This is a genomic window from Gemmiger sp. An50, assembly GCF_002161595.1.
Taxonomy (GTDB): Bacteria; Bacillota; Clostridia; order Oscillospirales; family Ruminococcaceae; genus Allofournierella.
Genome location: NZ_NFID01000043.1, coordinates 1 through 797, shown reverse-complemented (window position 1 = coordinate 797; position 797 = coordinate 1). Strand labels below are relative to the sequence as shown.

Below are 797 nucleotides of genomic sequence, written 5' to 3'. Positions count from 1 at the left end.
GCGGTAAGCGTCAGTGCAATGCCCGCTCTGGCAGCGGAAGGCGACGCTTCCTCCACCGAAGCCACTACCTATGTGGTGACTTTCCGTCCCGGTGAGCACGGCAAGTTCACCGACTCCTTTATCGCTGGCCTGGAGACCTACGGTGAAGTGAAGACCAGCGAGGCTACCGGCGCAGTGGCGGTGCGGTTGAACGAGGGCGCGGCTCTGCCCAACGCCCCCCAGCTGACCGATATCGTGATGAATGAGGATGCATCCCGCTACTTTGTGACCGATGCGGCTCAGGGCTACACCGGCGGCACCGCCAGCGGCGATCTGAGCACGGTAGCCCAGTACGCCTTGAGTGCCAGCGATGAGGACGCAGTCTTTACGGTGCAGTATCTGGACCGTGAGACCGGCGCCGAGGTGGCTCCCAGCCTGCAGGGCTCCGCGCCCGTGGGTCAGAACCTGACCTTCTACGCGCTGAACAACATTGAGAACTATACCGCAGAAACAGCCAGCCAGCAGCTGACTGTATCCAGCAACGCGGACCAGAACGTGGTGACCTTCTACTACACTGCGGCTGTGAACAACGTGACCGAGACTGTGACCGTGCCGGGTGGCACCATCACCCAGTATGAGGATCAGACCGTTGTGGGCGGCGCGGCTGTAGCAGGCGGCGGCGCGGGCGGTGCCGGTGGAGCCGGTGGCGCTGGCGGTGCTGGCGCGGGTACCGATGAAGGCGGCGATACCGTGACCATCCCGGAGACCGAGACTCCCCAGGCGGGCGGCGACAATACCCCCGGCGGTGAGGACGTGGA

1 protein-coding gene is annotated in these 797 nt (G+C 64.5%); it reads left to right on the top strand.

The features are described from left to right. A partial coding sequence (locus B5G03_RS17675; protein ID WP_206423651.1) for a MucBP domain-containing protein occupies window positions 1–797 on the top strand: 797 nt, incomplete at both ends.